Here is a 14,855-nt window from a genome sequence, read left to right as displayed (position 1 = left end):
TTTATTCCGTGCGCGGCGAATAATCGGGCTTGCCGAAGTGGAAGCCCTGGGCGAAATCCACGCCCAGCGAGCGCAGGAAATCTGCCTGAAAGCGGTTTTCCACATGTTCGCCGATGGTTTTGACCCCAAGGTCATTACACAGCCGCACGATCGACAGCAGGAAAGTCGGGCGGTAACCCGGCGTGTTCATGTCTTCCACATAAGATCCGTCAATCTTGACATAATCCACATTGAAGGCACGCAGATACTGGTAGCCCGCAGCCCCGGCGCCGAAGTCATCAAGGCAGATCTGATAGTCCATGGCCTTCAGGTCATTCAGGATGGCCTCGACCTTTTCGAGATTCTCGATGGTGGCGGTTTCCGTCAGTTCCACCAGGATGTTGCGGGCGGCGTCCTTGCCGGCGATGAATTCCTTCATCAACTGGTCGGTATAGCGGCTGTTATCCAGCGTCCGGCCTGAAATATTCACGGCCAGTGTCAGCGGGTTGCCCAGCTTCTTCATCTTTTTCACATAGTCGATCGCCTTGTGGCACAGGGCGATGTCGAATTCTTCAATAATGCCCACTTCTTCGGCGAAACGGATAATATCCAACGTGCTTTTGTCACCCATGCGGTCGTCAAAGCGGCTCAGCACCTCATTGTGGTGCACTTCGTTGGTCGACAGGGAAAAGACTGGCTGGAACGCCATCTTGAAGGTGCCGGTTTCGATCATCTGGCGCATGCCAACGACCCGGCGCTGAGCTTCGGAGGCCATGTCTTCATAGGCTGTCGACAGCGAATCGAAATCAACCGCGCCCGGGTCTTTGACAAATTGGTTCAGCACATATGTCAGCGTCCGCAGCACCTGGTCTTCCGTGCCTTCCTTGGGTATGTCAGACGCAAGGGTCGAATAGGCCGTCTTCAGTTTGACGTTTTCATCCACATGCTCTAGCGAGCTGCCGAGCTGCGAGCCGTCTGATTTTGCGCGGTGCAGGAAAGCGAAATGCTTGTCGCCGATCTGGCCGGCGATTTCGCCGTCTACCGACAAGGTCTTGAGGTGTGCGGCCACCTGCTTCAGGAGCACGCGCATATATTTCGGGCCGAATTTCTTCTTGGCGTCTTCGATGCCTTCAACTTCGACCGCAGTCATATAGAGGTTGTTGCCTGCCGGGTTGTCCTTCATGGTACGTGACGCCAATTCCATGAAGCTTTCGCGCTGCAGCAGGCCTGTTTCCGGGTCAGTAGCTTCATTGTCCGCGCTACTGCCCCCCAGGGGTGCTGCGCGCAGGGCCAGGAATGTGTGGCTGTCTTCGCCCGGCATCTTGAGCGCAAACAGCCGAAGTGCCACGCTGCGGCCACCCTGCGAGATGAAGCGTAGCGGGATCGGACCAATCCGGCCCTTGTGCATCAGATGCTGCTGAAGGGCGGCATAGACATCGCGGTCATCTTCGTCGATCTGGTCAGCGATCAGCTCACCCACCAAGCTGCCGCTATCGGTGCCGACACGTTCTGTCGCGCCCCCTTCGAAGACAATCTTGCCTTTTTCATTCACCTCGAAAAAGATTTCCGCGGCGGCGAAGGCAAAGGCAACAAAGCGTTCACGTTCTTTTTTGATTTCTTCAATTGGGCCGGACATAGCGTTCCTGTTTGGCGTCGCATGTTGATGCGGAAACTTTTCCCTGAACCAGTACTAAGGGGGAAAGGTAAAAGAATTATCGTTAAATCATTAAAAACTTATCGCGCTTGTGATGGAAGGACAAGCTCTGCTAGGTTTTCGACCAACGAATTTATCAGACTGACAAGGGGATACAAGGAATGCGCATCACGGGGACACTCACGGCGGGCTTTTTGTGCGCCGCGGTCATCGGGTCTGCGGCAACTGCTGCTGGCGAAGACGCCAAGAAATTTGAGCTGACGGACATCTTCAACCTGGAATATGCCACTGGCCCACGGCTTACGCCGTCAGGGGATGCTGTTGTCTATGAGCGCCGGTCGCTCGACATCATGACAGACAGCACCCGGTCCAATATCTGGCAGGTGAACCTTGACGGCAGCGGCCACCGGCCCGTGCTTTCGGGCAAGGCCAGCTACCGCATGCCGCGTTTCTCTTCGGACGGCAGCCGCATGGCTTATGTGTCCTCCGTTGAAGGCAAGAATCAGATTTATGTGCGCTGGCTGGATACAAATGAGACCGCGCGCGTCACCGACCTGCAATATGGTCCGGGGTCGCTTTCCTGGTCGCCGGACGGCAGCATGATTGCCTTCACCATGTTTGTGCCATCGGACGCCAAACCGCTCTATAGCCTGCCCGCGGCCCCCAAGGGCGCCGAATGGGCGGGGCCGGCCAAAGTGGTGGACCGGGTGACCTACCGGGCAGACGGTGCGGGCTATCTGCCGCGTGGTTTCACCCATGTGTTTGTGGTGCCTGCGGACGGCGGCACGCCGCGCCAGGTGACAAGCGGTGATTATAACCACGGTGGCGCGCTGGCCTGGACGGCCGATTCCCAGAACATCATCTTTTCCGCCAACCGCGTGGAAGGCTGGGAGCTGAATGGGCGTGAGTCTGAAATCCATAGCGTCAATGTGGCATCGGGCGAGATCACGACACTCACGAACCGCAAGGGCCCCGACTTTGGCCCGCAGATGTCGCCGGACGGCAAGCTGGTGGCATACCTGGGCTTTGATGAAGACGGCATGTCCAGCAAGAATGCTGAACTCTATGTCATGAACACGGACGGCAGCGGCAGCCGCGCCTTGTTGCCGACGCTGGGTCGCGGCATTGGCGAAATCCAGTGGGCGCCGGATGGCCGCGGCATTTTCTATAGCTACGACAATAACGGCAAGACGCTGGTGGCATACGTGAACCTTGTGGGCGGTGGCCGTGTGATGACAGACGCCGTGGGCGGCACCACGCTGGGACGGCCCTACACCAGCGGCACGTTCCGCGCGACCGCTGATGGCCGCGTGGTCTTCACCCAGTCCCGCACGGACCGGCCAGCTGACCTGGCGGTGGTGGACCGCATCTCGAATGTGACTACGCTCACGGACCTCAACGGCGATGTGCTGGGCCACCGCGCCATGGCGAGCGTGGAGGAAATCTCCTTCCCTGCAAGTGTTGGCGGGCATGAAATCCATGCCTGGGTGGTCAAGCCGGCGGACTTTGATGCCTCCAAGAAATATCCGCTGATCCTCGAGATCCACGGCGGCCCGCACACAGCCTATGGCCCGCAGTTCTCGGCTGAAATCCAGGCCTATGCCGCTGCCGGTTATGTTGTGGTGTACGGCAACCCGCGGGGCAGCACGTCTTACGGTGAGGATTTCGCCAATGAAATCCACCATAACTATCCGTCGAATGATTATGACGACCTGATGGATTCGGTGAACCAGGTGATTGCCCAAGGTTATATCGATGAAAACCAGATGTATGTCACCGGCGGCTCAGGCGGCGGCGTGCTGACAGCCTGGATCGTTGGCAAGACAGATCGCTTCCGTGCGGCCGTTGTGGCCAAGCCGGTGATCAACTGGACCAGCTTTGTGCTGACCGCCGACTTCAGCCCCTTCTTCACCAAATATTGGTTCGATGGCTTCCCTTGGGAAAATCAGGAAAACTATTGGAAGCGGTCACCGCTCAGCCTTGTGGGCAACGTGAAGACGCCAACCATGCTCTTGACCGGCGAAGTGGATTACCGCACGCCTATGTCGGAAACGGAGCAATATTATCAGGCGCTGAAACTTCAGAAGGTGGACAGCGTGATGGTGCGCATTCCAGGCGCAGGCCACGGCATCGCGGCCAAGCCTTCGAACCTGGTGCAGAAAATTGGCAACATCCTGGCCTGGTTTGAGAAATACAAACCGGAGGCCGAGAGCGAATAAATGTCAGATGGGGCATCGTGGGGGACCACGGTGCCCCAGACTTTTAGGGGAGGTGTTAATGACGCGTTTTTTTCAAATAGTGACGCTGGCGCTGGGCGGCATTCTCTTGAGTGGGCAGGCGTCCAGCCAACAGGCGCCATCCGATGAAGCCGCCCTCCTTGCCATGCACCAGGAAATTCTGGATGCCCACAAGAACATCGGGTTGGAAGCCTGGCTCGCCAAGGGCGTGGACCCATTCGTTTCTGCCAACCGCGGCGTAATCAGCTACCCCACGAAGGAAGCCCGGACTGACATGTTCCGGGGCTATATCGGTTCCACGGATTTTGAGTATTACCGCGACATGGTGCCGCCTGTTGTTAAAGTATCGGCAGATGGTACCCTTGGCTGGGTGATCGTTCAGGTGGAAGCGAAAGGTGTTCGAGCCGGCCAGGTTTTTGAGTTCCAGTCTGCCTGGATTGAACTGTATGAAAAGCAGCAGGGTGGCTGGGCCAATGTCGGCAATGTTTCCAATTTCAAGGAATGACTCAGCCAAATTGAGGTAACGGCCAAGGCGAGGGATTGAGGCAGACGATGACGACGGAAGGGCAACAGGCGCACACGCCGCTGGAGATGCTGCACCCGCGGTCGCTCAAGTATCTGAGCCGCTACCTGCGCATCTGGGTGCGGGGGCGGCTGTGGCTGCAGGTGGTGATCGGCATGGTCGCAGGCTTGTTGCTTGGCTATGCGCTTGGCCCCACGGCCGGGCTGGTGCCTGCGGATGCATCGGCCACCATTGTCAGTTGGGTGGCGCTGCCGGGGCATTTGTTTCTGGCGCTGATCCAGATGATTGTGATCCCGCTGGTTTTCGCCTCTGTCATTCGGGGCTTGGCCGCCAGCGAAAACATGGATCAACTCAGAAGCCTGGGCATGCGTATTGTGCCCTATTTCATCTGCACCACGGCCATCGCCATTTCGATTGGCCTTGTGGCCGCCATGGTGATCAAGCCGGGCCTGTATGTGGATGCGGAAACCGTGCGCGCCACCCTGGGCGGCCTGCCGCAGGCTGTGACAACCATGGCGCCCGATATGCTGAGCCTGGGCGACATTCCTGAGAAAATCCTGGGTATATTGCCCACCAACCCGCTGGTCGCCATGACAGATATGGACATGCTGAAGGTGGTGCTGTTTGCCGTCATTGTAGGCGTGGCGCTGGTGATGATGGAGCCCGTGCAGGCCAAGCCACTTCTGGACCTCCTTGGCTCGTTGCAGGCGGTGTGCATGACGGTGGTGCGCTGGGCTATGCTGATCGCCCCCTTCGCGGTGTTTGGCCTGATGACACAGCTCACCTCCAAGATCGGGTTTGAAGCGCTTCTGGGCATGGCCGTGTATGTGCTGACGGTGCTGGCGGGCCTTGCTGTGCTGTTTCTTTTTTACATGCTGGTGGTCACCCTTGTCGCCCGGCGGAACCCGATCGCGTTTGTCGGCAAGATCCGCGAGCTGCTTCTGCTGGCCTTTTCCACTTCGAGCTCCGCGGCGGTGATGCCCATCTCCATTCGCACGGCGGAAGACAAGCTGGGGGTCAGGCCGTCTGTCAGCCAGTTTATCGTGCCCATCGGCGCCACCATCAATATGGACGGCACAGCGCTTTACCAGGGTGTGGCGGCGGTGTTCTTGGCGCAGGTGTTCGGCATCGATATCGGCTTGTCGGGCTATCTCTTGATCGTGCTGACATCCGTGGGCGCCTCCATCGGTACCCCGGCCACGCCGGGCGTGGGGATTGTGATCCTGTCGATGGTGGTGACCGCGGTGGGTATCCCGGTTGAAGGCATTGTGCTGATCATGGGGGTGGACCGGATTCTGGATATGTGCCGCACCATGCTCAATGTCACGGGCGACATGGTGGCCTCCACCGTGATGGACCGCTGGGTGGGCGGTGCACGGCCGCTGCAAATGGAGCTGGCGGCAGAAGCCCGGCGCGAGACCATCCGCCGCGAGACCGGCGAGGATATCATCATCACAAAACACTAGATCCCGCGGGTTGCATGATGAGTCTTTAAAGGTGCAATAGATATACCTTTAAGTGTATTTTCTGCTATACTCCACATTCTTCGCAAGCAAGATGGGGAGAAGACTTATGGAGATGAAAGCGCAACAGCGCCTCGGCGGGGAGCGCGCGAGCAAGGCGCTCTCAGCCAAAGAGCGCCTCGGACAAGAGCTCAACCTACCGCATGACTTTGAGCTGGAAGTGAGGCCTGTGGAAAGCAAGAGCGGTCTTGCCTTTGAGCTTAAAATCAAACGAGGTGGATTGCCCACAGGGCTGGACCTGGTGTTCGACCCGCTGGAGCCGGAAGGTGGCAGCTTCACGCTGGACCTGTCTGCCAAGAACGGCAAGGAAGAAAGCGGCAGCCGCTACTGTTCCTGCAATGGGGTCAGCATGAGCTGCCCGGAAGGCAAGTCGCCACACTGCGACTGCACGACCGATCCGCCAAGCCTGAGCTGCGGCTAAGCATAAAAAAAGGCGCCTTGAGGCGCCCTTTTTCTGTTTAGAGGTTATCCGCTCTATTCCGCCATATAGGCGACATTGCCTTTCACCACGGTCAGGATGGCCCTGGTTTTCGGGATATCAGCTGGCACCGCCGTCATGATATCGCGGTCGAAGGCCGTCAGGTCGGCTTCCTTGCCCACCGTGATGCTGCCCAGCCGGTCTTCAGCGAAGGCGGCATAGGCTGGCCACAGGGTGAACATCTTCAGGGCTTCGGTGCGGGTCACGGCTTCTTCTGCGTGCCAGTTCTCGCCCTGGAAACCCTTCAGGTCATGGCGGTGGACAGCGGCATAAAACTCGATCATCGGGTCACCGCGCTCGACCGGCGCGTCAGACCCGCCCGCAACCAAAGCGCCGCTGGCGATCAGGCTGGACCAGGCATAGGCGCCCACCAGGCGGTCATCGCCCAGGCGGTCCGGCGCGAAATGCAGGTCACCGATTGCATGGCTTGGCTGCATGGACGCGATGACGCCCAGCTGGGCATAGCGCGGCAGGTCATCCGGATGCACGATCTGGGTGTGCTCGTCGCGCCAGCGCGGGTCGGCAATCGCCCGCTCAATCGTGGGCACGTCACCGAAGGCTTCCTCGAACCAGTCCAGCACCAGGCGGTTGCCGCGGTCGCCGATGGCATGCATGGCGATCTGGATGCCAGACCCCAGCGCCTGCTTCAGGATTGGCATGGTTTCTTCCTTGGTGGTGATCAAGAGGCCCGTTGAGGCCGCATCGGAATAGGGTTCCAGAAGCGCCGCCCCGCGGGAGCCCAGCGCGCCGTCCATATAAAGCTTGATGGCGCGGGTGATGATGCGTCCGTCCGCGTTCTGGCGCATGCCGGAGGCAAACAGGCTTGGGGCGTCTTCGGGCTCGATGGCGTTATAGACACGGATGTCCACATCACCGGCGTCTGCCAGGCGCTCCAGTGCATCCACGCGGCTGATGGGCACGGACATATTGTGCAGCCCGGTCCAGCCATATTCGGCATAGACGCGTGCGCCTGTCACCAGCGCCCGGTCAACGTCAGCGTCCGTCGGCGCAGGCACAAGGCCGGACACCAGACTCATGGCTGTGTCCACCAGCATGCCAGTGGGCTCGCCCAGGGCATTCTTGATGATCTCACCACCATAGGGCGCCTCGGTTGCGCCCGTGACACCGGCCATCTCCAGTGCTTTGGAGTTGGCGACAACGGCATGGCCGTCAGCGCGGGTCAGGATCACCGGGATATCTTCAACGACCGCATCGATGTCCCAGCGGGTCGGGAAGCGTTTTTCCGGCCAGTGGGTTTCGATCCAACCGCGACCTACCAGCAGGCTGGGTTGTTCCTTGGTGCGCCAGTCAGCAACAGCTTTCTTCACACCTGAGAGAGAATCGATGCCCTCAAGGTTCAGGGTCAGCTCTCTCTCGCCAATGCCGTGAAGGTGCGCGTGGGCATCCACAAAGCCAGGGTAAAGTGCTGCACCGTCCAGCGACAGGACGGTTGTCGCATCACCCACAAGGGCTTCGGCGTCCGCCCGGGTGCCGACATGGATGAACACACCGTCCTTGATGGCAACGGCTTCAGCGCTGGGGTTGGCGTCATCTGCTGTATAGATGGGTCCGCCCCAGATCACCATGTCGGCGACAGGGCTGGACGGTACCGGTGCGGCAGTATCCTGTGCGACAACTGCGGTCGCGGTGGTGCCTGCAAAGGCAAGTAGGGTGAGTAGAAACTTGATGGGGCGCATGGTGCATCTCCTGATCTGAGGCCTTCATGCTATGTCGGCAAAAAGGTGTGTCAAGGGAAAGGGTTAGTCCGGCCTTGCACCTTGCATGCGGAGAGGCCACAATGTGGCCAGGTCCAAAAGGGACAGGGGAAGGTTCAAGCCGTGCGTGACATAGTTGTTGCATTGATTGTTTTGGGGTGGCTGCCCTTCGCCTTTTTCCGTCCGGTGGTCGGTATTCTGCTGTGGTTCTGGTTGTCGCATATGAACCCGCACGCCTATACCTACGGATTCGCCCAATATTTTGGGTTTCTCGATTATGTCGCGCTTGCCACCATGGCTGGATTGGTGATGGACGGCAGAAAAAAGTCTCTGCCGACGCATCCTGTTGTTGTCCTTTTGATCCTTTATTTCATCTGGATTGTCGTCACCACCATTGCGGCCTTCGACCCAGGCAGAGCCATTGAGAAATTTATCCATCTGTTCAAGATTCTGCTGTTCACATTTGTAGCTGTGATGACGATGCAGACACCCAATCGCCTTAAGGGGATGCTGTATGTCCTGATGATGTCGATGGCTTTCATCGGCCTCAAGGGCGGGTTTTATACGATTGCCACCGGTGGCGGTGGTCGTGTGGAGGGCGCCGGCGGCATGATGGGGGACAACAACCAGTTGGCCGTTGCAATGGCTATGTCATTGCCGCTTGCGCTCTATTTCTTCCAGCATCCGCCCAAACCTTTCCTGAAATGGCCTGCTCTTGGACTGGCCTTGTGTTTCGCCATTTCAGTGGTTGGTACCCAGTCACGCGGTGGCTTTGCCGCGCTTGCTGCTGTGTCATTCATGCTGTTGATGAAAACCAAGCGGAAGTTTACAGCGATTGTTGTCATGGCGGTGCTGGCCAGCGGCGGCTATTATTTTGCGCCCGATAGCTGGAAAAATCGGATTGAAAGCTCGGAAAAAACCACGGAGGACAGTAGCTTCCGTGGGCGGGTGGTGATGTGGAAGTTTTCCTCCAACCTGGCGGATGACAACCCGATTGAAGGTGGCGGGTTTGATGTGTTCTATGTGCCGCGGGCGCGGGAGCTCTATATGAGCCCGGGCGAAAGGGCGCGGGCACCACATTCGATTTATTTCGAGGTTTTGGGCGAGCATGGTTATACAGGCCTGGTGCTTTGGCTGACCATCCTGTTCACCGGCTGGTATGCCGGCGGTACGGCGGCAAAACGATACCGATCCTATGAACATACACGATGGTTGGGAGACTTGTGTGCCGCCTGCCAGTTGTCGCTGGTTGCATATGCTGCTGGTGGCCTGACGGTTAATATTGCGACCTTCGACTATTTTCATGATCTATTGGCGATCATTGTGCTCAGCTTTGTCATTGGTGACAAACTGATTGCGCGGGGTGACCGTGCGGAAAGCTCGGCTGAAGCAGGAGAGGATGTGGCACCCCGGCCTCCTTCGTCCAAGAAGTGGTCGCCGTATCAAAATGGCGGTGGCCGGAATGGACAAGGCAGGGCGGCACGAGGCTTGCCCTGATCGCTTTAGTCGGTCAGCCCTGGGTGTCCGACTTGGGCGTCTCTTCAGGGGCGGGTGTTTGCCCGGCATCATACTTCGCCGCAAAATCCAGGGTTTGTGCACCTGATCGGCGACGGATGAAGGCAACCAGTAACCCGATCGCGGCTCCTGCCAGAATGACAGTTCCCAGCATGATGGCGAAGCCCAGCACCCAACCCATCAGGCTGTACATGCTTTCGCAATTGTCGCCGCACAGGCTTTCCATTGGGTTGCCCACCCAGAAACGGAAGGCGCCGTAAGCCACAAGGCTCAGGAGTATCAGCCCAAAAAGATGCTTCATCCGGAGGTTCAGGGCCCCGGCCTTGCGCCGCTTCTGGCGCTTTTTGATCATGAGATGCTCTGACATGGGCCGCACTATGGGCTTGGGGCAGGGTGTGGTCAAGCCGCGATCTCACCGATCACGGCAATTTTCACGGGGTTTTCAGAGTAGGTCATGCTTCTTCAGGCCATGGCGGAACTGGTCATAGGTCAGGCCAACATGCTTGGCTGCTGCGCGCTGGTTGAAGCGGTTTTCCGCCAGCGCATGTTCATAAAGTTTGCGCTCAAAGCTCGCCGCTTCCTCACGCAGGTCAAAGGGGCCGTCTGGCAGGCAGGGTGTGGCGGGGTCCGGGGGCGATGCAGTGGGCGCGGGTGCAGCAGTCGCTGGCAGTCGCCGGTTGGTTTTGGCAGGTGGCCGGAAGGGGCTTTCGAACGGATCAAAGGTAATGTCGCATACCGGCTGTTCGCCGTCCCACGCGCGGTAGATAGCGCGTTCCACAACATTCTTCAGTTCGCGGATGTTGCCGGGCCAGTGGTGGTCCATCATGGTTTCGGTCGCTTGTTTGGAAAAGCCAGGGAACACCAGCCATTCCAGCTCGCGCGCCATGGCCATGCCGAAATGTTCGGCCAGTAGCATGATATCTTCCCGTCGTTCCCTGAGCGGCGGCACCGTGATCACGTCAAACGCCAGGCGGTCCAGGAGGTCATGGCGAAACTCGCCCGCGTCGGCGGCGGCTGGCAGGTCAATGTTGGTGGCGCCGATCACGCGGACGTCCACGGTGATGGTGTCCGTGCCGCCGACACGCTCGAACTCACCATATTCGATCACGCGCAGCAGCTTCTCCTGCGCGGCCATGCTCATGGTGCCGATTTCATCCAGGAACAGGCTACCCTCATCCGCCGCCTCGAACCGGCCTGCGCGGCGGTTCCGCGCGCCGGTGAAGGCGCCGGGTTCATAGCCGAACAGTTCGCTTTCCAGCAGCGTTTCCGCGAGCGCCGCGCAGTTCATCTTCTGGAAGGCCTTGTTCCAGCGGTTTGACAGATAGTGCAGGCGCCAGGCGATCAGTTCCTTGCCTGTGCCGCGTTCACCAATCACCAGCATCGGCCGGTCCAGCGGTGCTGCGCGGCTGATCTGGTCCATCATGTCCAGAAAGGCGGGGCTGTCGCCAATGATTTGATCTTGTTTTTTAATCATGTGCCAATAGTAAGTGAAAAACACCAAATATTGGTAATTATTTCTGTATCCCTTATCGGTTATTCAAGGGGTAAAATTTTTTACCATTACAAAACAATGGCTTAACAATTTTTGAAAAACTGGCACACCCCCTGCAAACAAGGGAGATGTCAGCACAAAAAAGACTGACACCAAAAAAACAAACACAAGACAGCGAAACAAGAACTAGAGGACGACAACAATGACCAAGATGCTCCACATGATGCCGGTAACGCCCGGGACACGACGCGAGGGGATGGAAGCAGTTGGTGTGATTGCAGGCTTTGGTCTGGTGCGCCATTCAGATGGCCGCCTGCCACAGATAAGCCGCCGCAGCCGCCGCATGGAACGTCAGCGTCGTCTCAACTAGTTCAACCTGGCCCCGGTTTAACCCCAAAAAGAGGGATGCCGGGGCCGCGACTAACACAGCAACCCGATAATAATAAAAGCGAGGATCGGGGAGCACGTCCCAAAAAATGGCAAAAGCCCGGGACACGTAGCGAGGACATACGAAAGGAAGTATAAAATGGGTATTTTTTCACGCCTGACCGACATCATCAATTCCAACATCAATGCCATCCTGGACAAGGCGGAAGATCCTGAAAAAATCATCCGTATGGTCATCCAGGAAATGGAAGACACGCTGGTTGAGGTTCGGTCCTCCGCCGCCAAGACGATTGCCGACCAGAAAGATCTGGAACGCCGCATCAAGAAGGTGAAGCAGGCAACGACCGACTGGGAAAAGAAAGCCGAACTGGCGATTTCCAAAGGTCGTGACGACCTTGCCAAAGGCGCGCTGATCGAGAAAGCCAAAGTGGCTGACATGGCAGCGCACCTTGAAGAAGAGATGAAGCATCTCTCTGAAGCGCTGGGCCGGAATGAGGAAGATGTCATCAAGCTTGAAGCCAAGCTTCGTGAAGCTCGCGCCAAGAAAGCCAGCATGACCGCGCGTCATAAGTCAGCTTCCAACCAGGTGCGTGTACGCAAGAACCTGTATGACAACCGCATCCAGGACGCGTTCGACCGGTTCGACAAAGTTGACGCCCGTCTTGACCGCCTGGAAGGTGAGGCAGAAGCCATGGCCATTGGTCGCGGCGAGAATCTCGAAGACGCCTTCAAGGAACTTGAAAGCAATGATGAGATTGAACAGGAACTGGCTGCCCTGAAGGCGAAAGCCGCAGGCACGACGAGCGCGAAAGCTCCAGCAAAAAAATCGGCGTCGAAATAATCGGCGCCCAACAAAAACAAGAATGACTAGGGGAACTTAAAATGGACGTTGTACCGATCTTATTGCTCGTGATCGTGGCCCCTCTCTGGATCATCTTTCACTATATCACCAAGTGGAAGCAGATGAAGGGGATCACCGCGGAAGACGAAGCATCGCTGGGTGACCTGCGCACCGCCGCAGACCGCCTGGAAGACCGCCTTCGCACCATGGAACGGATCATGGATGACGAAGTGCCAGACTGGAGGAGCCGCCACCATGACAAATTCTAAAGGACGCCCGACTAAACTCTATAAAGACCCTGTAAAAGGGCGAGTGATGGGTGTATGCGCGGGTATTGCCGACTATTTCGATATCAAGGTTGGCGTCGTACGGTTCCTGGCTTTCTTTGGCATCCTCTTCACCATGCCGTGGCTGTTGATCGGTTACTTCATCCTGGGGATGTCGCTGGACCCAAAGCCTGAAGGTCTCTATGAGGACGAGAACGAGGAAGAGTTCTGGAAGCAGACGCGCAAGAGCCCGGACTATACAGCTGCTGAGCTGCGTCGCCGGTTCCGCGATATCGAGCGCCGCACGTCCGAGATGGAGGCCTATATGACCAGCAAGCGCTTCCGTCTGGAGCGGGAACTGAAGGCCCTCGAGGACTAGACTATTCAAGGGACTATTTGTCGAAGCCTTCCCTTCCTAGAGAACTTTCCCTTTCTCCCGAGAGAAGTGCAGAGACAACGGGCAGGTGCTGATCGGGCCTGCCCCTTTTTTTATCAAGCCGGATGGTTTAACCTGATGGTAACGAAGAGTGCCTAAAAGGCACCGAGATAAGCCGATGAGCCCGGTAAAGGGCCCCCGTTAAAGGGTAAGGCAGACAGCAAGGACAGTGAGTGACATGAGTGCAATTATCTTTGGTTTGGCCCTTGGGCTGAACGCCACATCGCCCGCGATTGCGAGTGAGATGAACCCCCATATGCTTGCAGCAGACCGCCACTATCAGGAGCTGGTGTATCAGCACCGGCCGCTCATTCGCGCGGCGGTAATCGACACGCAGGGTTTGGCCTTGCGCCAACGTCCCCACGCCGCCAAGCGGGCCGAAACCGATCCGGTCAGGGAAGTGCGTTGAGGCGCGGCGCCTAGCCCTAGTCGGCGTTCAGGCGCGCCTCTTCTTCCGTCAGCGCTTTTGCAAAAGCCTTGCGACCCCACAACAACAGCCCGATGGACAGCGGCGTCGTGATCGCAGCCACAAGTGCCAGCGAGTAATTTAGCAGCATTTCATCGCCGAACAGATGGTCTGTGAAGGCGCCGATCAGCAGAGGGCCGGCACCGTATCCGATGATATTGGTGGCCAGCACATAGAGCGCGATCACCTGACCGCGCATCTGGTTTGGCGTGATGATCTGAAGGGCTGCAAAGGCAATGCCCGACGGCAGGTTGATAAAGATATTAGAGAAGCCCAGCACCCACCAGACAACAGTAGTGTCGGCAATGAATGGTAGCGCGAGAGACGGCACCAGATACATCACAGGGGCCACCAGGAGCGCCCGGATATGGGCATCCTTCTTGCCTTGCGCCAGCCAGCGGTCCGCCAGGAAGCCACCCAGCAACAGCCCTGCAGGGCCGGTAAACAGCGAAATGGTGCCAAAGGTTTTGCCCACATCAGCCGGGTTCATGCCGTGATAGCGGTAAAAGAAAAAGGCCAGGAAGCTGAGCGTACCAAACCCCAGCGCTGCCACACAGGAAACGCCAAGGCAGACACCCGCGTAGGCCCGGCCACGATCCTTCACATGCTTGATCACGTCACGCACCGGAATGCTTTTGCCGCCCTGTGTTGCGCCTTTGCGAATGGGTTCTTTCACCGTCAGCATCATCAGGGTCAACAAAAGGCCGGGAATGCCCACCATCAGGAAGGCCTTCTGCCAGCTGCCCATCATGCCAAAGCCGGGGACTTCCACATCAGGCAGGCTTTCGGCCAGGTCGATCACGGCGCCGCCGACGATAAAGGCGATGGCCGAACCCATCGGGATGCCCATGGAATAGACGCTGAGCGCTGTCGCCAGGCGTTTCTTCGGGAAGCTGTCTGCCAGCAGGCTGTTGGCGGCGGGCGCCAGTGCGGCTTCGCCCACGCCCACGCCCATGCGCATCAGGAACAGCGAACTGTAGCTGCGCGCCAGTGAGGAGGCCGCTGTCATCAGGCTCCAGAGAAACAGGCCAGCGGCAATCAACAGCCGCCGGCTCTTGCTATCGGCGATGCGGGCACAAAACAGGCCGAAGAAGGTGTAAAAAAGCGCGAAGGCAAAGCCTGTAAGCAGGCCAAATTCAGTATCCGAGATGCCGAAATCCGCCTTGATGGCGGGCCCAAGAAGGCCAAGGATTTGCCGGTCGATGAACGAGAAGGTGTAGATAATCAGCAGCAGGATCACCATATACCAGGCATAGGCCGGGCGTGGATAACCGTCTTGGTTCGGTGACATATGCGCTCCCCTCGCTTTGTGTCGTGTGTTCTTTTTCGGCTTTTGGCCTTTA

15 protein-coding genes are annotated in these 14,855 nt (G+C 57.9%); 10 read left to right on the top strand and 5 right to left on the bottom strand.

Features of this window, described 5'->3' with window-relative positions:
- Window position 1: 1 nt before the first annotated feature.
- The gene (locus KORLAC_RS00540; protein WP_068301192.1) at window positions 2-1,615 is read right to left on the bottom strand and encodes an EAL domain-containing protein; all 1,614 of its coding nucleotides are present in this window, start codon (window positions 1,613-1,615) and stop codon (window positions 2-4) included.
- Window positions 1,616-1,794: 179 nt separating this feature from the next.
- Here KORLAC_RS00540 and KORLAC_RS00535 point away from each other — a divergent pair, with 179 nt between their 5' ends.
- The 4 genes from KORLAC_RS00535 to KORLAC_RS00520 all read left to right on the top strand — a co-directional run bounded on the left by KORLAC_RS00535 (window position 1,795) and on the right by KORLAC_RS00520 (window position 6,337).
- Window positions 1,795-3,852, top strand: coding sequence for a S9 family peptidase (locus tag KORLAC_RS00535; RefSeq protein WP_068301187.1), 2,058 nt, complete (start codon window positions 1,795-1,797; stop codon window positions 3,850-3,852).
- A 58-nt stretch (window positions 3,853-3,910) separates the two neighbouring features.
- Window positions 3,911-4,375 carry a hypothetical protein gene (locus tag KORLAC_RS00530; RefSeq protein WP_068301183.1) on the top strand — a complete coding sequence of 155 codons (465 nt, stop codon included), beginning with the start codon at window positions 3,911-3,913 and terminating at the stop codon, window positions 4,373-4,375.
- Window positions 4,376-4,422: 47 nt separating this feature from the next.
- Window positions 4,423-5,859 carry a dicarboxylate/amino acid:cation symporter gene (locus tag KORLAC_RS00525; RefSeq protein WP_068301177.1) on the top strand — a complete coding sequence of 479 codons (1,437 nt, stop codon included), beginning with the start codon at window positions 4,423-4,425 and terminating at the stop codon, window positions 5,857-5,859.
- 106 nt (window positions 5,860-5,965) lie between these two features.
- Window positions 5,966-6,337 carry a hypothetical protein gene (locus KORLAC_RS00520; RefSeq protein ID WP_068301174.1) on the top strand — a complete coding sequence of 124 codons (372 nt, stop codon included), beginning with the start codon at window positions 5,966-5,968 and terminating at the stop codon, window positions 6,335-6,337.
- A gap of 53 nt (window positions 6,338-6,390) precedes the next feature.
- On the opposite strand, the gene KORLAC_RS00515 is transcribed toward KORLAC_RS00520, so the two are convergent.
- Window positions 6,391-8,091, bottom strand: coding sequence for an amidohydrolase (locus tag KORLAC_RS00515; RefSeq protein ID WP_068301169.1), 1,701 nt, complete (start codon window positions 8,089-8,091; stop codon window positions 6,391-6,393).
- 141 nt (window positions 8,092-8,232) lie between these two features.
- Here KORLAC_RS00515 and KORLAC_RS00510 point away from each other — a divergent pair, with 141 nt between their 5' ends.
- Complete coding sequence (locus tag KORLAC_RS00510; RefSeq protein WP_074519527.1) at window positions 8,233-9,606, top strand: putative O-glycosylation ligase, exosortase A system-associated; 1,374 nt, start codon at window positions 8,233-8,235, stop codon at window positions 9,604-9,606.
- 13 nt (window positions 9,607-9,619) lie between these two features.
- On the opposite strand, the gene KORLAC_RS00505 is transcribed toward KORLAC_RS00510, so the two are convergent.
- Window positions 9,620-9,976: a hypothetical protein gene (locus KORLAC_RS00505; protein ID WP_068301163.1), complete on the bottom strand. Its 357-nt coding sequence runs from the start codon at window positions 9,974-9,976 to the stop codon at window positions 9,620-9,622.
- 90 nt (window positions 9,977-10,066) lie between these two features.
- Window positions 10,067-11,098, bottom strand: a complete 1,032-nt coding sequence (gene pspF / locus KORLAC_RS00500; RefSeq protein ID WP_068301496.1) for a phage shock protein operon transcriptional activator — start codon at window positions 11,096-11,098, stop codon at window positions 10,067-10,069.
- A 220-nt stretch (window positions 11,099-11,318) separates the two neighbouring features.
- Between pspF and KORLAC_RS18840 the strand changes: the two genes are divergently transcribed.
- The 5 genes from KORLAC_RS18840 (at window position 11,319) to KORLAC_RS00480 (ending at window position 13,455) form a co-directional block, all read left to right on the top strand.
- Window positions 11,319-11,486: a hypothetical protein gene (locus KORLAC_RS18840; RefSeq protein WP_160328563.1), complete on the top strand. Its 168-nt coding sequence runs from the start codon at window positions 11,319-11,321 to the stop codon at window positions 11,484-11,486.
- A 156-nt stretch (window positions 11,487-11,642) separates the two neighbouring features.
- Window positions 11,643-12,344 carry a phage shock protein PspA gene (gene pspA, locus KORLAC_RS00495; protein ID WP_068301160.1) on the top strand — a complete coding sequence of 234 codons (702 nt, stop codon included), beginning with the start codon at window positions 11,643-11,645 and terminating at the stop codon, window positions 12,342-12,344.
- A gap of 41 nt (window positions 12,345-12,385) precedes the next feature.
- Window positions 12,386-12,613, top strand: coding sequence for an envelope stress response membrane protein PspB (gene pspB, locus KORLAC_RS00490; protein WP_074519526.1), 228 nt, complete (start codon window positions 12,386-12,388; stop codon window positions 12,611-12,613).
- Complete coding sequence (gene pspC, locus KORLAC_RS00485; protein WP_074519525.1) at window positions 12,600-12,989, top strand: envelope stress response membrane protein PspC; 390 nt, start codon at window positions 12,600-12,602, stop codon at window positions 12,987-12,989. The genes pspB and pspC overlap by 14 nt, the downstream gene beginning before the upstream one ends.
- Before the next feature lie 235 nt (window positions 12,990-13,224).
- Window positions 13,225-13,455, top strand: coding sequence for a hypothetical protein (locus KORLAC_RS00480; RefSeq protein WP_068301154.1), 231 nt, complete (start codon window positions 13,225-13,227; stop codon window positions 13,453-13,455).
- Window positions 13,456-13,471: 16 nt separating this feature from the next.
- Here KORLAC_RS00480 and KORLAC_RS00475 read toward each other — a convergent pair whose 3' ends face one another.
- Complete coding sequence (locus KORLAC_RS00475; RefSeq protein WP_068301152.1) at window positions 13,472-14,803, bottom strand: spinster family MFS transporter; 1,332 nt, start codon at window positions 14,801-14,803, stop codon at window positions 13,472-13,474.
- Window positions 14,804-14,855: the final 52 nt, after the last annotated feature.

Source organism: Kordiimonas lacus (assembly GCF_001550055.1).
GTDB lineage: Bacteria > Pseudomonadota > Alphaproteobacteria > Sphingomonadales > Kordiimonadaceae > Kordiimonas > Kordiimonas lacus.
The sequence above is the reverse complement of the archived record's forward strand: the minus strand, read 5'-3'. Positions and strand labels throughout refer to the sequence as shown.